The organism is Bradyrhizobium sp. USDA 3315 (assembly GCF_054056795.1).
Genome location: NZ_JBSRYP010000001.1, coordinates 897,772 through 915,159, shown reverse-complemented (window position 1 = coordinate 915,159; position 17,388 = coordinate 897,772). Strand labels below are relative to the sequence as shown.

Here is a 17,388-nt window from a genome sequence, read left to right as displayed (position 1 = left end):
TTCTTGACGCGAACCGGCGTCCACTTCGCTCGAAAACGCTCTAATTCGAGCCGAACTTGAACTTGCCGTCGCCCTCGAGATAGGGCCCGGAGCGCATGTAGAGCTGGCCGTTCTGGCCGATGAAGAACAGCGTCCCCTTCGGCACCTTCTTGGCGCCCTTCAGCAGCGTGCCGGCGTTGTTGGTGCCCATCTTGTAGGACCAGGTCTTGCCGTCCTTGTCATAGGCGTAGCCCATGTCGGGCTTCAGCTCCCAGGGCGCAGCCTCCTGCGCGAATGCGCAAGTCGTCAGCGCGGCAAACGCCGCAGTCGCGATAAAAGTCTTGGTCAAAAAATGCGTCATGATCCACCTCCGGCCGAGAAAACGGCGTCGTCCCCACGTTTTTGAACAAATCACGAACGATGTTCACGCGTCAATACGACAATCGGCGCGACCGCTCGCGGATCGGCGACTTTGTGAATTCCCGCATCAAGCTTGGCGACTATTTTCGCGTTACCGTTTACAAACGCTTGGATTGCCAGAAACACGACCTTGGGATGATCAGGATGAACCACGTCATGAAGATCGGAATCGGTGTCGCTCTGTCGTTCATGACGCTGGCGTCAGTCGCGCAGGCGGACGAGTTCAAGCTCTCCAACAACCAGCGGATCTCCTGCAGCCGCGGCCTGTCCGCCGGCAAGCTCAACACCGCGACCTGCAAGTCCTACGCCTATCTGTTCAACGCCAAGACCTCGGAATACTTCCGCTGTCAGGTCTCGCTGGCGCTGACGCGGGACAACAAGGAGGTCATCAACGTGCAGGCCGACGGCGGCTGCACCAAGAAGCCGCGCATTTTCGAGACCGACGGCAATTACACCTTCGACGCCACCGAGACCGAGCCGCCGAACACCAACTCGTTCTTCGGTCCCGGCGGCTATGCGATCTGGGCGAACGACGTCAACACCCAGAAGATCCGCGGCTGCATCACCATTTCGTCCGGCCTCGGCTCCGACATCTCGAAATGCCTCGACATGACGTTCCAGTGACGTCGGCGCGGGCCGCGTGATGCGCAAGCTGCGCCCGGCCCCGCTGTGCCGCTCCTGGCTGTTTCTCGAAGGCGCCAACGAGGACGTGCTGCAGCACGCGGCCGCCAGCGGCGCCGACGTGCTGATCCACGAGCTCGAGGATTTTACCCCGCCGCCGCTGCGCCCGAAGGCGCGGGCCTTGGCGGCCGAGCTCTACGCCGCCTGGCGCGACCAGGGCGTGATGGTCGCGGTCCGCGTCAATCCGCTGGACCAGGACGGCATGGACGATCTCGCCGCCGTGATGCGCGGACGTCCGGATATCGTCGCGCTGCCGAAGGTCGCCGAGCCGCACCATGTCGTCAGGCTTGACGAGGCGGTGACGCGGTTCGAGCGCGACTGCGGTATCGCCGAGGGATCGACATCGCTGCTGCCGAATATCGAGTTCGCGCGCGGTCTGGTGCAGACCGGTGCGATCGCCATGGCGAGCCGGCGCGTCATCGGTTGCCTGATGGCCTCCGAAGACCTCGCCGCCGATCTTGGTGCCGAGCGCGGCAGCGATGGCCTGGAGCTGGCTTACGCGCGGCAGCGCTTCATCGTCGAATGTCGTGCCGCTGATGTCGTCGCGGTCGATTGTCCCTACACTTGGAGCGACGCTGAAGGCGTCGAACGCGACACGATCTGGGCGCGCCGGCTGGGTTACACCGCAAAGAGCCTGGTCGATCCCGCGCATGCCCCGATCGTCAACGGCGTCCTGACGCCGGGCGAGGAGGAGTTGCGCCAGGCGGGCAGGATCGCCGCGGCGTTCGAAGCGGCGCGGACAAAGGGCTTTGGGCGCGTCGAACTTGACGGCTCGCTGCTCGAGGTGCCGACCTATTCCAATGCAAAACGCCTGATCGCGCGCGGCGAAGCGCTGCGCGCGATCGATCGCGACACATGAGCCTGACCAGAGGCGATGCCTCAGGAGGCTGGCTCTTTCTCAGAGAAATGCATGCGTGAGCGGGCGAACTTCTTGACGCCCATCGGCTTGCCGAACAGGTAGCCCTGGACCTGATCGAAATCCATTTCGTGCGCGGCGAGAAAGTCCGCACGCGTCTCGACCCCCTGGGCCACGACCTGCGCGTCGTTGTCGTGGGCCAGCTCCACGACACGCCGGCACACCGTCTGCTTCAGGCGCTGATCCGCGCAGCCGGTGACGAATTGATGGTCGACCTTGAGCTGGACGAACGGAAAGTTCGGCAGGCCCAGCAAAGACGGCCAGTTCGCGCCGACATTGTCGATCGAGATGCCGATATTGTGCAGTCGAACGCGCCGGGCGACATCGATCGCCAGATCCAGATTATCGACCACGTCGGTGCTGTCGATCTCGATCAACAGGCCCGCGAAGGCCGCATGATCCGGCATCCGGTAACAGAGCTCGCGCACGGCACGATCGTCGGCGAGGAATGAGATCGGCAGGTTGATCGAGAGATTGACCGGTCCGGTCTGCTCGAGGAGATAGCGCCAGTCCTCGATCGCGCGCTCGATCACGAATTCGGACAGCGCATGAAAATGCGGATCGCTTTCGTCCGGGATGAAGTAGGCCGGCGGCACGACGCCCCAGGCCGGATGGCGCATCCGGATCAGCGCCTCGGCGCCGCTCGGCACCAGCGTCCGGAGATGAATTTTCTGCTGGTACCACAGCTCTAGCCAGCCGGCCTTCAGCGCTTCGGGCACGTCCACCGCCGGGCTCGGCGCGGGTTCAAGCGGCATCAACGACGCAAGACTGTCGCGAAGGGTCCCGGCGCTGAACGGCGTCGACAGCGCCGGCAGCATGGCGATGCCGTACTCATCGCCGATTTGCCGGACCGCCTTGACGATGATCGAGTCCGGCTGCCCGATGACGAGGACCTTGCCGCCATAGTCCTTTCTCACCAAAGTCTCGAGAATTTTACTGACTTCGATGCCGTCCACGGACACACCGAGCACCAGGAGATCGGGCCGTTCCGCGTCCAGAACGGTGTCGAGTTCCAAAGCCTGGCTGCATTCACTGGTGATGAAGCCGAGGTCTTCCAGCGCCTCGGCGAGGAAGGTCCGAAGGTGTTTTTTGCTGTCCGCAATGCATGCGCGTGGGGTCAGCTTGCGATGTCCGAACCAGCCGGCTCGCGTGCGTTCGATGTGACTGATGTGATTCATGCCCCGCCTTGTCCGTAGTTACCCCGGCTTGACTCGTACATCCTAGAGCGGCGGCAATCATGGAAATTTCTGGATCATACATTGATTGCCCCGCTAACCTTAAAGGATTCAATTCGATTCAAATGGCGCTGGAATCGCGGCGTCTCACCGCTGTTACACCTGCAACAAATGCGTCATCTGACATTCATGAGCGCGATCGCGTCCGACTTTGCACATCGGCAGAAACACTGTGCGCGTGTGTCATCGAGAGACGGCGTTAATGACTGTGTTGTCGCGTCGACGCAGACGCGGAATTGCGTCATTGTCGGACATCAGATCGCATCATGCAGAGTGCTCCGCAGAGCGCCGATGACGAATCAGATCATCCGTTTTGTGATGCCAATGCAGATGTGCGTGACGTCGTCGCTGCTGTTCGCAACGTCTCCCGCATCAACGCGCAGTAGCCGATCAGCGCGGCACAAGCGATAGCTGCAAGGAACAGGAATGCAGCGCTGCAACCTGCATGGACGACAATGAATCCGGCTACAGCGGTGCTCAAGCCGACATCCGGGGCCGCAAGCCGATCTTCGCTGCTTCGTTGCGGCCGGTCCGCGCCGCGAACGCTTTGGGTCCGACAATGCCGAGAGTCACCGCGGCGATCGCCGGCGCGAATACCGAGCCGTTAGCGGCCGCCAGCGCCCGGGTCGCGGCAACCAGCTCGAAGCGGTCGCCCGGTCGCGCGGGGAGTTCCCGCGCAGGTAAAGTGGTGTTGCTATCGGGGATTTCCGCCGCGCATGCGTCATTTGGATGGGTTGACCCGGCGGGGGTGTCCGGCCAATTTCCGGCCGGCTTAAGGGGAGAATAATACTCATGAATTCCAAGTTGATGGCTGCTGCGATCGTGGCAGCCAGCGTTTTGTCCGCGCCTGTCGCACAGGCCGAGCAGTTCATTAACGTGCTCACCGGCGGCACCTCCGGCGTCTACTATCCGCTCGGCGTCGCGATGGGGAAGATCTACGGCGACAAGATCCCCGGCGTGAAAACCCAGGTGCAGGCGACCAAGGCCTCGGTCGAGAACCTGGTGCTGCTGCAGCAGGGCCGCGGCGAGATCGCCTTCACGCTCGGCGATTCGCTCAAAGCCGCCTGGGAAGGCGACGCCGAAGCCGGCTTCAAGAACAAGCTCGACAAGCTGCGCACCATCGGCGCGATCTATCCGAACTACATCCAGATCGTCGCGACCGCCGAGAGCGGCATCAAGACACTCGCCGATCTCAAGGGCAAGAGCCTGTCGGTCGGTGCGCCGAAGTCCGGCACCGAGCTCAACTCGCGCGCGATCCTCGCGGCCGCCGGCATGAGCTACAAGGATCTCGGCAAGGTCGAGTACCTGCCGTTCGCCGAATCGGTGGATCTGATGAAGAACCGCCAGCTCAACGCCACGCTGCAGTCCGCCGGCCTCGGCGTCGCCTCGCTGAAGGACCTCTCGACCTCGAGCGAGATCACCGTGGTCGCCGTGCCGAAGGAGACCGTCGACAAGATCGGCCCGCCCTTCGTCTCCGTGATCATCCCGGCCAACACCTATACGGGCCAGGACAAGGACGTGCCGACCGCCGCGGTCGTGAACTACCTCGTGACCTCGAGCGCGGTGTCGGACGATCTCGCCTATCAGATGACCAAGCTGGTCTACGAATCGCTGCCGGAACTCGCCAACGCCCACGCCGCGGGCAAGGAGATCAAGCTCGAGGCCGCCGCGACCGGCAGCCCGGTGCCGCTGCATCCCGGCGCGATCCGCTATTACAAGGAGAAGGGCCTGATCAAGTAAGGCCGGTTACGCTTCGAGGGTGTCATGGCCGGGCTTGACCCGGCCATCCATCTTTCTAAAGAGCTCATTTTTCGATGGATGCGCGGGTCAAGCCCGCGCATGACGTGCGGGGGACGCGGCCCAAGCGCCACGCAGGTACTATGGACGTCGCGGACACGGCGGGGGACTGATCATATGCAGCAGCAGGTTGAGGGCGAGCAGCCCATCAAGGTTGAATTCGACAATTTCGAGCATGGCTTTCCGGAAGGCTTCGGCCCGGGTGCCTGGGGGCATCTGGCCTATGCCATCGGTCTCGCCTTTGCGGTGTTCCAGCTCTATGTCGCAGCTTTCAACTACCTGCCGAGCCAGGTGGTGCGCGGCGTCCATGTCGGCTTCCTGATCCTCCTGACCTTCGGCCTGATCGGTAATTTCACCGCCAAGACCGATTTGGGCCGCGCGGTGAGCTGGATCGTCGGCGCCGCCGGCTTCCTCTGCGGGCTCTACCAGTGGATCTTCTATGCCGACCTGATCGCCCGCGACGGCGATCCGACCAACATGGACCTCGCGGTCGGCACGCTGCTCGCGGTCCTGATCTTCGAGGGCACGCGGCGGCTGATGGGGGCGGCGCTGCCGCTGATGTGCGGCGCCTGTCTGCTCTACTGGTTCTTCGGCCAATATCTGCCGTCGCCGTTCAATCACCGCGGCTATGACTTCGACCAGATCGTCACCCATCTCTCGTTCGGCACCGAGGGCTTCTACGGCGTGCCGATCTACGTCTCGGCAACCTACATCTTCCTGTTCATCCTGTTCGGCTCGTTCCTGGAACGCGCCGGCATGATCCAGCTGTTCACCGACGTCTCGCTCGGCCTGTTCGGCCGCACCCGCGGCGGCCCCGCCAAGGTCGCGGTGTTCGCTTCGGGCATGATGGGCACGATCTCGGGTTCGGGCGTCGCCAACGTCGTTACCGTCGGCCAGTTCACGATCCCCTTGATGATCAAGTTCGGCTATCGCCGCGCCTTCGCCGCCGGCGTCGAGGCCACCGCTTCGATGGGCGGCCAGATCATGCCGCCCGTCATGGGAGCGGTCGCCTTCATCATGGCCGAGACGCTCGGCGTGCCCTATTCGGAGATCGTCAAGGCCGCGGTGATCCCGGCGATCCTCTATTTCGCCTCGGCGTTCTGGATGGTGCATCTGGAGGCCGGCAAGCACGGCCTCGTCGGCATGAAGCGCTCGGAGATCCCGAGCGCCTGGAAGGCGCTGGTGGCGCGCTGGTATCTGGTGCTGCCGCTCGCGGCGCTGGTCTACATGCTGTTCGAGGGCTTCACGCCGCTCTATGCCGGCAGCATGGGCCTTGCGCTCACGGTCGCGCTGATCCTCGGCGCCAGCATCACACTCGGCTTCTCCAACACCATCGTGCGCTACATCTTCTGGATCGGCCTCGCGCTGGTGGTTGCCGCGGTGTCGCGCCACGGCATCGAGATCGTTCCGGTCGCCAGCGTCGTCGCCGGTCTCATCGTGATCGCGGCGATCACCCGCGGCGGCCGCGCCACCCTAAAAGCCTGCCGCGACTCGCTCGCCGACAGCGCCAAATCGGCGCTGACGGTCGGCATGGCCTGCGCCATCGTCGGCACCATCATCGGCATGATGACGCAGACCGGCGTCGGCACCATCTTCGGCAGCTGGATCATCGGGCTCGGCGCCAAGAGCCTGTTCCTGGCGCTGATCATGACCATGCTGCTGTCGATCCTGCTCGGCACCGGCATCCCGACGATCCCGACCTACATCATCACCGCGGCGCTGGCCGCGCCTGCGCTCGCCAAGCTCGGCGTGCCGCTGATCGCAAGCCACATGTTTGCGTTCTACTACGGCATCATGGCCGACCTCTCGCCGCCGGTTGCGCTCGCGGCCCTGGCGGCGGCGCCGATCGCCAAGGAGAACCCGGACAAGATCGGCTGGGAGGCGATGCGGATCGCGCTTGCCGGCTACGTCATTCCGTTCATCTTCGTCTATTCGCCGGCGCTGATGCTGCAGACCGGGGATCCGATGCAGGCGCAACTCGGCTTCTACGGCGCGGTGGCGCTGGCGACCTTCAAGGCGCTGGTGGCGATCGGATTGTTCGGCATCGTCGCGATCGGCTTCCTGTTCACGCGGCTGACTTTCATCGAGATCCTGGTCGCGTTCGGCGCCGCGCTCTGCCTGCTCGGCGATTTCCCGTTCTCGGATACAGCGGGCTTCACGCTCGCTGCTGCTGTCGTGCTATGGCAATGGCGGCAGCGTCCGCGCAATGCGGTGGCGGCGGCTTGAGCCTCTGCCTCGCTTCCGCGGGAGTCGTGAAGGCGCTGTCGATTGCGGCGTTCACGCTCGCCTGGACGCATTCGATCGAGAAGAGCGCGTGGCAGGAGGACTGGCTGGTCACGCCGGCCGGGCTGACGCTGCAACAGGCGCGCGTCAAGGGCACCGGCGCCGGCATGGAGCCGCCGCCGGAGGCGCGCCTTGTCGATGGCTGGTTTCAATGGTCGCCCCCGCCGATGCCAAGGGCGGAGGTCGTGCTCGGCAATTCCGGCGCCGCGGGTGAATGGCACCTGTGCCAGGAGGGACGCTGCCAGACCTTATCGGAGATTATCGGGCATCCGATCGGTGCTAATGTCACGACGATGAGTGTTTGCGAGAATCCGTAGTAAGTATCCGTAGCCCGCATGAGCGGAGCGATATGCGGGGGATAGCGCTCCCGGATATCGCTTCGCTCATCCGGGCTACAGTCACGACAAGAACAACAAGGGAGAACAGGCGATGGATCGGCTCAAGGGCAAGGTTGCGATGGTGGTCGGCGCGGGTTCGATCGGGCCCGGCTGGGGCAATGGCAAGGCGACCGCCGTCACCTTTGCGCGCGAGGGCGCCAGCGTCTTCTGCGTCGATCGCAACGGCGCCGCGGCGGAGGAGACCGTCGGCATCATCACCGGCGAGGGCGGCAAGGCTGCCGCATTCACCGCCGATGTCTCGCGCGCCGGCGAGGTCGAGGCGATGGTCGCGGCCTGCCTGAAGGCCTACGGCCGCATCGACGTGCTCGACAACAATGTCGGCATCGCCGAGGTCGGCAGCGTGGTGGAAGTTGCGGAAGCCGAGTGGGACCGCGTCTTCGCGGTCAACCTCAAGAGCGCCTATCTGTCGATGAAGCACGTCATTCCCGTCATGATCAAGCAGGGCGGCGGCTCGATCATCAACATCTCCTCGATCGCCTCGATCCGCCATGTCGGCATTTCCTATGTCAGCTACAACGCGAGCAAGGCCGCGATGAACCAGATGACGCGCTCGACCGCGGTCGAGTTCGCCTCGAAGCATGTGCGCGTCAACGCGATCCTGCCCGGACTGATGAAGACACCGATGGTCGCGCATTCGGCCGGGCTGGCGCAGAGCTACGCCAAGGGCGATGTCGAGGCGATGTGGCGCGCCCGCGACGCGCAGGTGCCGATGGGGCATATGGGCGACGCCTGGGACGTCGCCAATGCCGCGCTGTTCCTGGCGTCGGACGAATCGAAGTATGTCACCGGCATCGAGCTCGTGGTCGACGGCGGCATCACCTCCAAGTCAGGGGCGTGAAGTCGGGCGCCTGAGCAGCGAACTTCGCTTTACCTCGCCCCGCGTGCGGGGAGAGGTCGGAATGCATCGCTAGATGCATTCCGGGTGAGGGGATTCTCCGCAAATGCAGCTATCGCCGGTTACGCGGAGACAGCCCCTCACCCCAACCCTCTCCCCGTAAAGAACGGGGAGAGGGAGCGCAGTGCTGTCGCGGCGGCTATTCATCCTAACCTCATGGCGCTTTAGGCCTCCACGCTGAGCTCGGCGCGGTCGAGCTCTTCCTCGACCAGATGGAATGCGTCGTCGCCGATCGCCTCGATGCGGCGCAGATTGAGCAATGCCTGACGCGCCGCGGCGATGGCGCGGCGGCGCAGCGGATCCGACGGCAGCTCGCGCGAGGTCAGGCCGCCGTCGGGATCATTCTCGGCGCGCAGCAGCACGGCGCGATATTCGAGCCGCAGGATCTCGGCCTCCTCCGACGGGTCGGCGTCGATTTCGTCGAGCGCGGCGCGAAACACCACGCCGCGGGCATGGGCCGCCTCGCGTCCGACCGGATCGTCGTCAGCGAAATTCAACGCCAGGATCAATGGCCGCAGCGTCAACCCCTGGATCACGAGCGAACCGAGCACCACGGCAAACGCCGTCAGCAGGATCAGATCGCGATACGGAAACCATTCAGGCAGCGCAAACGCCGCCGCCAGCGTGACGATGCCGCGCATGCCGCACCAGGACACGATGAAGCCGCGCTTCAAGGTCGGCACGGCGTCCACCACGTGGGCGGGCAGCAGGTTGCGCGTCTTCAGTGTGCGCAGCAGCGCGCCGTAGGGCATTACCCAGAGGATGCGGGCGAGGATCACGACGGCGAGGATCGCGGCGGCAAAGCTGCAATACTTCCACCGCACCTCGTCGTCGAGCCCGGACCAGATCGGGCGCAACTGCAGGCCGATCAGCATGAAGGCGAGCACGTTGAGCACGAACACGACGGTTTCCCACACCGCGTAGGACGACACGCGCAGCCGCGCCGATGTGCGGGCCGGCGCGGTGCGCGAGATGGTGATCGCATAGGCGATGATGGTGAGGATGCCGGACAGCCCGAGATGCTCGGCAATGATCCACACCATGAAAGTGCCGCCGAACTGCGTGATGATCGCGCTCGGTGCCTCGGTGATGCGACGCGTGATCATCATCCAGACTTGCGCGAACAGGAAGCCGGCGGCGAGGCTGCCGACCAGCGCAATCGTGATGGACGGCACGAACTCGCGGATCTTCATGTGCTCGGCGGCGACGAGGCCGACCGCGACGCGATAGATGAGCAGCGCGCTGGCATCGTTGAGCAGGCTTTCTCCTTCGAGGATCTTCTGGATCCGGTAGGGCAGGTTGACCTGGCGCAGGATCGCGGTGGCTGCGGCCGCGTCCGGCGGTGCCACGATGGCGCCGAGTGCGATCGCAACCGCCCATGGCATGTCCGGGCGCAGCCAATGCGCGACCACCGCGACCGCCGCTGTGGTGACGCCGACCGCGACCACCACCAGCGTCGAGACCGGCAGCCAGTTGTTGCGGAGATCGCGCAGCGAAGTGTCGAACGCGGCGTCGAGCAGCACCGGCGCGACGAACAGCGCCAGCGCCAGTTTCGGTTCCAGCGCCCAGGTCGGGGCCCACGGCAGCAGCGTCAGCAGCACGCCGCCGAGCGCCAGGAAGGTCGGGTAGGGCACCTTGATCCGCCGCGCCAGCGCCGATAGCGCCACCGCCGCGAGCAACAGCCCGATGATCCATTCGAATGTGAGCAAGCCGAACCCCCGATGCAGCCGATCGTCGCAATTGACGTATAATCCAGCGTGTGGTTTTGCGGCAAATGGCGCGCCGCCGGGCATCGGAGGCCGGCGGTTCGGGCGCGGAAGAGGGACGATTTGTCGGCGATCAGGATGCGACGCAAACCTGCAAATCTGGCCGCGATGCTGGTCTGTGTCGGCCTGTCGGGCGCGCTGATGACGGGCGTTGCGCGCGCCACCGGCAGCGAACCGGGCGAGGATGTGCAGGCCAACGCCGGCCCCTGCATCGCGGCGGCAGCGGCCGCCGATGACGACAAGATCATCGATGTCTGCGGCGCGCTGATCGACAATGAGAAGGCGACGAGGCCCGATCGCGTCAAGGCGCTGATGGCGCGGGCGGGCGCCTATGACCGCAAGCAGATGATCGATCGCGCGATCGCAGACTATGACACCGCGCTCAAGCTCGATCCATCGCTTGCCGATGCGCATAATGCGCGCGGCGAGCTGTGGCGCCGCAAGGGCGACCGGCCGAAGGCGATCCTGGATTTTGGTGCTGCCGTCAAGCTCGACCCCAATCACGCCGCCGCCAGGGCCAACTACAAATCGCTGTCGCTGGAGCTGGAGCGGATCGGCGCCATGATGGCGGTCGCCGGCAAGCCGAGCTTCGATTGCCGCAAGGCGCGCCGGCCGGTGGAGAAGGCAATCTGCGCCAATCCCACGCTTGCCGATCTCGATCGCGAGATCGTCGCATCCACCTTCCGCACGGTGCGCGAGACGCAGAATCCGCGCCAGGCGCGCGAGCTGCAGCGCGCGCAGGATCAGTTCATCGCCCGCCGCAATGCCGACTTCGGCAAGCCGGGCTACGATCTGGAAAAGGCGATGCGCGAGCGGCTGCAGCGGATCAACGGCGTCGACGGCTACTAGTGCTCCGTTCCGATCGAAGCGGAATGAGCTCTAGATTCTTGTTTTGACGCGTTTTCTTCACGCGAACCGGGACCCACTTCGCTCGAAAACGCTTTGCTCCGACCCGGCCGAAGGTCGCGGTCATTTCGGCTTGAAACGGCGCCACTTCCCGTGACAATGGTCGGCAAATGACGCGCGACCGCGCGAGGGAGAAACGCGATGAATATCCAGCAGAGCCGGTATCATGAGGTGTATGCCCGCTCGCTCCGGGACCCCGAGGGCTTTTGGGCGGAAGCGGCGCGCGAGATCGACTGGATCGAGCCGGCCAAGAAGATCTTCGATCCCTCCATGGGCGCCTACGGGCGCTGGTTCGCCGGCGCCGTGGTCAACACCTGCTACAACGCGCTGGATCGCCATGTCGCCGGCGGCCGCGCCAGCCAGGTCGCGCTGATCCACGATTCGCCGCTCACCAACACGATCACCAAGTTCACCTATTCCGAATTGTTGGAGGAGGTGCAGACGCTGGCTGCGGTGATGCAGGATTTCGGCGTGGCGAAGGGCGATCGCGTCATCCTCTATATGCCGATGGTGCCGGAGGCTGTCGTCGCGATGCTCGCCTGCGCGCGGATCGGCGCGGTGCACAGCGTGGTGTTCGGCGGCTTCGCGGCCAAGGAACTCGCGACCCGTATAGATGATGCCAAGCCGAAGCTGATCTTCTCGGCGAGCTGCGGCATCGAGCCCGGGCGCATCGTGCAATACAAGCCGCTGCTCGACGAGGCGATCCGCCTCGCCGGCAGCAAGCCCGAGACCTGCATCATCCTGCAGCGGCCGCAGCAGGCTTGCGAGCTCACCGCGGGCCGCGATCATGACTGGGCGACGCTGCGCCGCGCCGCATTCGACGCCGGCAAGGCCGCGCCGTGCGTGCCGGTAGCCGCCACCGATCCGCTCTACATCCTCTACACGTCGGGCACGACCGGAATCCCGAAGGGCGTGGTGCGCGACAATGGTGGTCATCTCGTCGCGCTGAAATGGTCGATGCACAATCTCTACGGCGTGAAGCCCGGCGAGATCTGGTGGTGCGGCTCCGACATCGGCTGGGTGGTCGGCCATTCCTACATCGTCTATGGCCCGCTGATTCACGGCGCGACCACCATCATGTATGAGGGCAAGCCGGTCGGCACGCCGGATGCCGGCGCGTTCTGGCGCGTGATAAGCGAGCACAAGGCGGTCGCCTTCTTCACCGCGCCGACCGCGTTCCGCGCGATCAAGAAGGAGGACCCCGAGGGCAAGTTCATCCGGAATTACGATCTCTCGAGCTTCCGCACCCTGTTCCTCGCCGGCGAGCGCGCCGATCCGCCGACGGTGGAGTGGGCCGAGCAGCAGCTCAAGGTGCCGGTCATCGACCATTGGTGGCAGACCGAGACCGGCTGGTGCATCGCCGGCAATCCGGTCGGGCTCGGCCAGCTGCCGGTCAAGCACGGCTCGCCCACGGTGCCGATGCCGGGCTATCAGGTCGACATCGTCGACGAGGCGGCGAAGCCGGTCGGGGCCGGCACGATGGGCTCGATCGTCATCAAGCTGCCGATGCCGCCGGGCTGCCTGCCGACGCTGTGGCAGCAGGACGATCGCTTCAGCGACGCCTATCTCTCGGAATTCCCCGGCTACTACAAGACCTCGGATGCCGGCTACAAGGATGAGGACGGCTATGTCTGGGTGATGGGCCGCACCGACGACATCATCAATGTCGCCGGCCACCGGCTCTCCACCGGCGGCATGGAGGAGATTCTTGCCTCGCATCCCGATGTCGCCGAATGCGCCGTGCTCGGCGTCAAGGACGCGATCAAGGGCGAGGTGCCCTGCGGCTTCCTGGTGCTGAAGGCCGGCGTGACCAAGCAGCCCGCCGAGGTCGAGAAGGACGTCGTGGCGCTGGTGCGTGACAAGCTCGGGCCGGTCGCCGCGTTCAAGCTCGCGATCACGGTGGCGCGGCTGCCGAAGACCCGCTCCGGCAAGATCCTGCGCGGCACCATCAAGAAGATCGCCGACGGCGAGCCCTGGACCATGCCGGCGACGATCGAGGACCCGAAGGTGCTCGACGAAATCGGCGAGGCGCTGAAGGGGAAGGCGTAGCTCTTGTTGCCTCGCCCCGCTTGCGGGGAGAGGCCGGGTCGCATGGCAATGCGATCCGGATGAGGGGGCTCCGCGCGCTCGCTGCTTCATTCTGCGGAGGCGGCCCCTCACCCCAACCCTCTCCCCGCAAGAGCGGGGCGAGGGAGTGCTGGCACCTCCCGCGCCTGAGGTCGGCACCTGTGGAACAAGACTTCCGCATTCGGAAGCAAAACGGCCTTGATTTTGATGGATTGCCGGGTCATCCCGGCCTCCCTGTCATATGCCACGAGATACGGACCCACGGATGCGATCCATTTCCGCACGCGCGCCACTCGCCTTGCTGCTCGCCCTGCCGCTGCTTGCGGGCTGTCTCGAGCGCGGCCGATCGCCGATCGCGGAGAGCATGGGCGACGACGACCAGTACTGCCAGGCCGGCGGCAAGGTGGCGGTCGGCTCGCCTGATTACGTCGCCTGCCGCAAGAACCGCGACGTGCAGCGCCAGAACGCCGAAGCCCGCACCGATCGGCGGCAGCGCGATCTCGGCGAATACATGATGAACAATCCCGACCGGCATTGAGCCGCGCCGACGGCCGCGGTCACGCCCATCGCATGCGCATCCAAGCAAAAACGCGGCAGGTTGCCCTGCCGCGTTTCGTATTCTGCGCTTCGAGTTGCGCGATCCGCGCTTACTCTTCCTCGTCGGCGGGCTTCTTGCCGCCGATCGTCTTCAGCTTGGCGAACACGGCATCGACGTTGAGATCGTCGTGGCGCTCGATCGGCTGGTCGTCCAGCTCGTCCTTGCGCGTGGTCTCGGAGGCCGGCAGCAGCGTGGCGCCGCCGTAGACCGTGGTGGTCGGCTTCTCCTTGGCGGCGCGCTGCACCTCGAAATCGAGCTCGATCTGCGAGCACAGGCCGAGCGTCACCGGGTCCATCGGGGTCAGGGTCGAGGCGTTCCAGTGGGTGCGGTCGCGCACGCTGGCGATCGTGGTCTTGGTGGTGCCGACCAGACGCATGATCTGGGCGTCCTTCAGCTCGGGATGGTTGCGCACCAGCCAGAGGATCGCGCTCGGACGCTCATGGCGGCGCGACACCGGGGTGTAGCGCGGGCCCTTCTTCTTGGCGGCGGAGGGCAGCACCACCTTGCTCTCCTGGAGCCTGAGGCGGTAGTTCTGGTCGCGCTCGCCGCGCTCGATCTCCTCGCGGGTCAGCTGGCCGTTGGAAATCGGGTCCATGCCCTTGATGCCTTGGGCGGCGTCGCCGTCGGCGATGGCGCGGACCTCGAGGGGGTGCATTTTGGTAAAATCGGCCACCTGATCGAAGGTCAGGGCGGTATTGTCGACCAACCACACGGCAGTCGCCTTCGGCATCAGCGGTGCGTTGCTCATGGCAAATCTCCTTTGTGCTTCGCCCACCTCTGTCGAGGCGAAGCTGGTAGTCATCGGCGATGACGGGAATTATAGGGCCTATATAAGCCCTCCGGGGGGAATGGCGCAATGGGCCAGCAAAATCGCCTTGACAGCGCCCGAAAGCAGTCCCAAGTCCTTACTCAAATTGGCCGTTCCCCGCCCGCCGGCGAGGGGTGATTCGGTCCCGAGATTGCCCCGAGACAGCCCGATGTCAGCCAAAAAACCCGACCTTAGAATCGTGCTTTGTTCCCCCCGCGGCTTTTGTGCCGGGGTGGTCCGTGCCATCGACACGGTCGAACGTGCCCTCACCATTTATGGTGCGCCGGTCTATGTCCGGCACGAAATCGTCCATAACAAGTATGTGGTCGACAGCCTGAAGACCAAAGGTGCCATTTTCGTCGAGGAATTGGCCGAAATCCCCGACGATACCAACGCGCCGGTGGTGTTTTCGGCCCACGGCGTTCCGAAATCGGTTCCTGCCGAGGCCAAATCCCGCAATTTCTTCTCGCTGGACGCGACCTGCCCGCTGGTGACCAAGGTCCACCGCGAGGCGGCGATCCATTTCAAGCGCGGCCGCGAGATCCTGCTGATCGGGCATTCCCACCACCCCGAGGTGGTCGGCACGCTGGGGCAGCTGCCGGCTGGCGCCGTGACCCTGATCGAGACCGCCGAGGACGCCAAGACCTTCGTTCCGAAGGACCCCAACAACCTCGCCTTCGTGACCCAGACCACGCTGTCGATCGACGACACCGCGGAGATCGTGACGCTGCTCAAGCAGCGCTTCCCGAACGTCAACGGTCCGCACAAGGAAGACATCTGCTACGCGACCACCAACCGTCAGCTCGCGGTGAAGAAGGTGGCGCCGGTGGTCGACGCCCTGATCGTGGTCGGCGCGCCGAACTCGTCGAACTCGCAGCGCCTGCGCGAGGTCGCCGAGCGCGAGGGCTGTCCGATCGCCGTGCTTGCCCAGCGCGCCAGCGACATCGACTGGGGCAGGTTCGAAGGCATCACGAGCCTCGGCATCACCGCGGGCGCATCGGCGCCGGAGGTGATCGTCGAGGAGATCATGGGCGCCTTCGCCGAGCGCTACGAACTGCACGTGGAGACGGTCTCGGCCGCGGAGGAGAACGAGTTCTTCCCGCTGCCGCGTTCGCTGCGGCCTGACGCTGCCGCGGCGGAATAGACCATATGGCGGTCTACACCGACGTTGCCGCCGAAGACCTCGCGGAATTCCTCAAAAGCTACGACATCGGCGAACTGCTCTCCTACAAGGGCATCGCCGAGGGCGTCGAGAATTCGAACTTCCTGCTGCACACCAGCCAGGGCGCCTACATCCTCACGCTCTATGAGAAGCGCGTGGCGGAGGACGACCTGCCGTATTTCCTGTCGCTGATGGGCCATCTCGCCGAGCGCGGCGTGTCGTGCCCGCAGCCGGCGCGCAACCGCAAGGGCGAGGTCACTAGCCGGCTCGCCGGCCGGCCCGCCGCGATCATCAACTTCCTCGAGGGCGTGTGGCCGCGGCGGCCGAACGTGGCGCATTGCTCCGGCGTCGGCGAGGCGCTGGCCAAAATGCACGTTGCCGGCCGCGATTTTCCGCTGGTCCGCAACAATCCGCTGTCGGTCGCCGGCTGGCGGCCGCTGTTCGATCTCGCCGCCGCACGGGCCGACAGCGTGCAGCCGGGCCTGCACGATTTCATCGCGCGCGAGCTCGATCATCTCGAAGCCGCCTGGCCGACCGATCTGCCGGTCGGTGTCATCCATGCCGACCTGTTTCCCGACAACGTGTTTTTTCTGGGCGACAGGCTCTCAGGCCTGATCGACTTCCCGTTCGCCTGCAACGACATCCTGGCCTACGACGTCGCGATCTGCCTCAACGCCTGGTGCTTCGAGCCGGATCATTCCTTCAACGTCACCAAGGCGCGCGCATTGCTCAACGCCTATGGTCGCGAGCGCCCGCTGTCGGCGGCGGAAGAGGCCGCGCTGCCGTTGCTCGCGCGCGGTGCCGCGATGCGCTTCCTGCTGACGCGCCTGGTCGATTTCCTCAACGTGCCCGAAGGCGCGCTGGTGCAGCCGAAGGACCCGCTGGAATATGTCCGCAAGCTGCGCTTCCAGCAGAGCGTCGCTGCTATCAACGACTATGGCGTCACGCCGGCCGGGTGCGCGGCGTGAGCGACAAGCCGCATGTGACTGTTTTTACCGATGGTGCCTGCTCCGGAAATCCGGGGCCGGGCGGCTGGGGCGCGATCCTCAGATTTGGCGACGTCGAGAAGGAATTGAAGGGCGGCGAGGCGCACACCACCAACAACCGCATGGAGCTGATGGCGGCGATCTCGGCGCTGGAAGCGCTGAAGAAGCCCTGTGTGGTCGATCTCACCACCGACAGCCAGTATGTCCGCCAGGGCATCACCGGCTGGATCCATGGCTGGAAGCGCAACGGCTGGCGCACCGCCGACAAGAAGCCGGTCAAGAATGTCGAGCTGTGGCAGCGTCTCGATGCCGCGCTGAAGCCGCATGAGGTGCGCTGGCACTGGATCAAGGGCCACGCCGGCCACACCGAGAACGAACGCGCCGACGAGCTGGCGCGTGAGGGCGTGGCGATGGCGAAGTTGAAGAATTAGGGCCGCAGCGAGCCGGGTGCGTAGGATGGGTAGAGCGCAGCGAAACCCATCATCTCAATG

Annotated in this window: 16 protein-coding genes and 1 pseudogene; 12 read left to right on the top strand and 5 right to left on the bottom strand. The window is 65.0% G+C overall.

Annotation, left to right across the window (positions count from 1 at the left end):
• Positions 1-40 precede the first annotated feature (40 nt).
• Positions 41-340 carry a hypothetical protein gene (locus ACVIYL_RS04185; protein WP_016845604.1) on the bottom strand — a complete coding sequence of 100 codons (300 nt, stop codon included), beginning with the start codon at positions 338-340 and terminating at the stop codon, positions 41-43.
• Positions 341-543: 203 nt separating this feature from the next.
• Between ACVIYL_RS04185 and ACVIYL_RS04180 the strand changes: the two genes are divergently transcribed.
• On the top strand, positions 544-1,023 hold the full coding sequence (locus ACVIYL_RS04180; RefSeq protein ID WP_225645168.1) for a hypothetical protein: 480 nt from the start codon (positions 544-546) through the stop codon (positions 1,021-1,023).
• A gap of 19 nt (positions 1,024-1,042) precedes the next feature.
• Positions 1,043-1,939 carry an HpcH/HpaI aldolase/citrate lyase family protein gene (locus ACVIYL_RS04175; protein WP_456777823.1) on the top strand — a complete coding sequence of 299 codons (897 nt, stop codon included), beginning with the start codon at positions 1,043-1,045 and terminating at the stop codon, positions 1,937-1,939.
• A gap of 20 nt (positions 1,940-1,959) precedes the next feature.
• Here the strand turns inward: ACVIYL_RS04175 and ACVIYL_RS04170 are convergent, their stop codons facing one another.
• Together ACVIYL_RS04170 and ACVIYL_RS04165 are read right to left on the bottom strand one after the other, a co-directional pair.
• Positions 1,960-3,174 carry an EAL domain-containing response regulator gene (locus tag ACVIYL_RS04170; RefSeq protein WP_456777822.1) on the bottom strand — a complete coding sequence of 405 codons (1,215 nt, stop codon included), beginning with the start codon at positions 3,172-3,174 and terminating at the stop codon, positions 1,960-1,962.
• Positions 3,175-3,744: 570 nt separating this feature from the next.
• Positions 3,745-3,882, bottom strand: a pseudogene (locus tag ACVIYL_RS04165) (MFS transporter); the annotation flags it as partial.
• A 141-nt stretch (positions 3,883-4,023) separates the two neighbouring features.
• Between ACVIYL_RS04165 and ACVIYL_RS04160 the strand changes: the two are divergent.
• The 4 genes from ACVIYL_RS04160 to ACVIYL_RS04145 all read left to right on the top strand — a co-directional run bounded on the left by ACVIYL_RS04160 (position 4,024) and on the right by ACVIYL_RS04145 (position 8,547).
• Entirely contained in the window at positions 4,024-4,971 is a 948-nt protein-coding gene (locus ACVIYL_RS04160; RefSeq protein ID WP_018269641.1) for a TAXI family TRAP transporter solute-binding subunit, read from the top strand.
• Positions 4,972-5,145: 174 nt separating this feature from the next.
• Positions 5,146-7,254, top strand: a complete 2,109-nt coding sequence (locus tag ACVIYL_RS04155; RefSeq protein ID WP_456777821.1) for a TRAP transporter permease — start codon at positions 5,146-5,148, stop codon at positions 7,252-7,254.
• Positions 7,215-7,628, top strand: a complete 414-nt coding sequence (locus tag ACVIYL_RS04150) for a DUF1850 domain-containing protein (RefSeq protein ID WP_456777820.1) — start codon at positions 7,215-7,217, stop codon at positions 7,626-7,628. Before ACVIYL_RS04155 ends, ACVIYL_RS04150 begins: the two co-directional genes overlap by 40 nt.
• Before the next feature lie 112 nt (positions 7,629-7,740).
• The gene (locus ACVIYL_RS04145) at positions 7,741-8,547 is read left to right on the top strand and encodes an SDR family NAD(P)-dependent oxidoreductase (RefSeq protein WP_253604628.1); all 807 of its coding nucleotides are present in this window, start codon (positions 7,741-7,743) and stop codon (positions 8,545-8,547) included.
• A gap of 221 nt (positions 8,548-8,768) precedes the next feature.
• On the opposite strand, the gene ACVIYL_RS04140 is transcribed toward ACVIYL_RS04145, so the two are convergent.
• On the bottom strand, positions 8,769-10,313 hold the full coding sequence (locus tag ACVIYL_RS04140) for a cation:proton antiporter (protein ID WP_310882938.1): 1,545 nt from the start codon (positions 10,311-10,313) through the stop codon (positions 8,769-8,771).
• Between the two features lie 135 nt (positions 10,314-10,448).
• On the opposite strand from ACVIYL_RS04140, the gene ACVIYL_RS04135 reads away from it, so the two are divergent.
• The 3 genes from ACVIYL_RS04135 to ACVIYL_RS04125 all read left to right on the top strand — a co-directional run bounded on the left by ACVIYL_RS04135 (position 10,449) and on the right by ACVIYL_RS04125 (position 13,881).
• Complete coding sequence (locus ACVIYL_RS04135) at positions 10,449-11,219, top strand: tetratricopeptide repeat protein (protein ID WP_082653725.1); 771 nt, start codon at positions 10,449-10,451, stop codon at positions 11,217-11,219.
• A gap of 198 nt (positions 11,220-11,417) precedes the next feature.
• Positions 11,418-13,325, top strand: a complete 1,908-nt coding sequence (locus ACVIYL_RS04130) for a propionyl-CoA synthetase (RefSeq protein WP_456777819.1) — start codon at positions 11,418-11,420, stop codon at positions 13,323-13,325.
• A gap of 283 nt (positions 13,326-13,608) precedes the next feature.
• Positions 13,609-13,881: a hypothetical protein gene (locus tag ACVIYL_RS04125; protein WP_075969207.1), complete on the top strand. Its 273-nt coding sequence runs from the start codon at positions 13,609-13,611 to the stop codon at positions 13,879-13,881.
• A gap of 109 nt (positions 13,882-13,990) precedes the next feature.
• On the opposite strand, the gene ACVIYL_RS04120 is transcribed toward ACVIYL_RS04125, so the two are convergent.
• Positions 13,991-14,689 carry a DUF1013 domain-containing protein gene (locus ACVIYL_RS04120; RefSeq protein WP_076825203.1) on the bottom strand — a complete coding sequence of 233 codons (699 nt, stop codon included), beginning with the start codon at positions 14,687-14,689 and terminating at the stop codon, positions 13,991-13,993.
• A gap of 229 nt (positions 14,690-14,918) precedes the next feature.
• On the opposite strand from ACVIYL_RS04120, the gene ispH reads away from it, so the two are divergent.
• The 3 genes from ispH to rnhA are packed head-to-tail and all read left to right on the top strand — an operon-like array spanning position 14,919 to position 17,328.
• Complete coding sequence (gene ispH, locus ACVIYL_RS04115; RefSeq protein WP_456777818.1) at positions 14,919-15,893, top strand: 4-hydroxy-3-methylbut-2-enyl diphosphate reductase; 975 nt, start codon at positions 14,919-14,921, stop codon at positions 15,891-15,893.
• 5 nt (positions 15,894-15,898) lie between these two features.
• Entirely contained in the window at positions 15,899-16,879 is a 981-nt protein-coding gene (locus ACVIYL_RS04110) for a homoserine kinase (RefSeq protein ID WP_225645181.1), read from the top strand.
• Entirely contained in the window at positions 16,876-17,328 is a 453-nt protein-coding gene (gene rnhA / locus ACVIYL_RS04105; RefSeq protein ID WP_456777817.1) for a ribonuclease HI, read from the top strand. Before ACVIYL_RS04110 ends, rnhA begins: the two co-directional genes overlap by 4 nt.
• Positions 17,329-17,388 lie beyond the last annotated feature (60 nt).

Excerpts from the sequence above, each read along its gene's own strand:
- ACVIYL_RS04185 (WP_016845604.1), bottom strand. The coding sequence starts at position 340 with ATGACGCATTTTTTGACCAAGACTTTTATCGCGACTGCGGCGTTTGCC.
- ACVIYL_RS04180 (WP_225645168.1), top strand. The coding sequence starts at position 544 with ATGAACCACGTCATGAAGATCGGAATCGGTGTCGCTCTGTCGTTCATG.
- ACVIYL_RS04175 (WP_456777823.1), top strand. The coding sequence starts at position 1,043 with ATGCGCAAGCTGCGCCCGGCCCCGCTGTGCCGCTCCTGGCTGTTTCTC.
- ACVIYL_RS04170 (WP_456777822.1), bottom strand. The coding sequence starts at position 3,174 with ATGAATCACATCAGTCACATCGAACGCACGCGAGCCGGCTGGTTCGGA.
- ACVIYL_RS04160 (WP_018269641.1), top strand. The coding sequence starts at position 4,024 with ATGAATTCCAAGTTGATGGCTGCTGCGATCGTGGCAGCCAGCGTTTTG.
- ACVIYL_RS04155 (WP_456777821.1), top strand. The coding sequence starts at position 5,146 with ATGCAGCAGCAGGTTGAGGGCGAGCAGCCCATCAAGGTTGAATTCGAC.
- ACVIYL_RS04150 (WP_456777820.1), top strand. The coding sequence starts at position 7,215 with ATGGCGGCAGCGTCCGCGCAATGCGGTGGCGGCGGCTTGAGCCTCTGC.
- ACVIYL_RS04145 (WP_253604628.1), top strand. The coding sequence starts at position 7,741 with ATGGATCGGCTCAAGGGCAAGGTTGCGATGGTGGTCGGCGCGGGTTCG.
- ACVIYL_RS04135 (WP_082653725.1), top strand. The coding sequence starts at position 10,449 with ATGCGACGCAAACCTGCAAATCTGGCCGCGATGCTGGTCTGTGTCGGC.
- ACVIYL_RS04130 (WP_456777819.1), top strand. The coding sequence starts at position 11,418 with ATGAATATCCAGCAGAGCCGGTATCATGAGGTGTATGCCCGCTCGCTC.
- ACVIYL_RS04125 (WP_075969207.1), top strand. The coding sequence starts at position 13,609 with ATGCGATCCATTTCCGCACGCGCGCCACTCGCCTTGCTGCTCGCCCTG.
- ACVIYL_RS04120 (WP_076825203.1), bottom strand. The coding sequence starts at position 14,689 with ATGAGCAACGCACCGCTGATGCCGAAGGCGACTGCCGTGTGGTTGGTC.
- ispH (WP_456777818.1), top strand. The coding sequence starts at position 14,919 with ATGTCAGCCAAAAAACCCGACCTTAGAATCGTGCTTTGTTCCCCCCGC.
- ACVIYL_RS04110 (WP_225645181.1), top strand. The coding sequence starts at position 15,899 with ATGGCGGTCTACACCGACGTTGCCGCCGAAGACCTCGCGGAATTCCTC.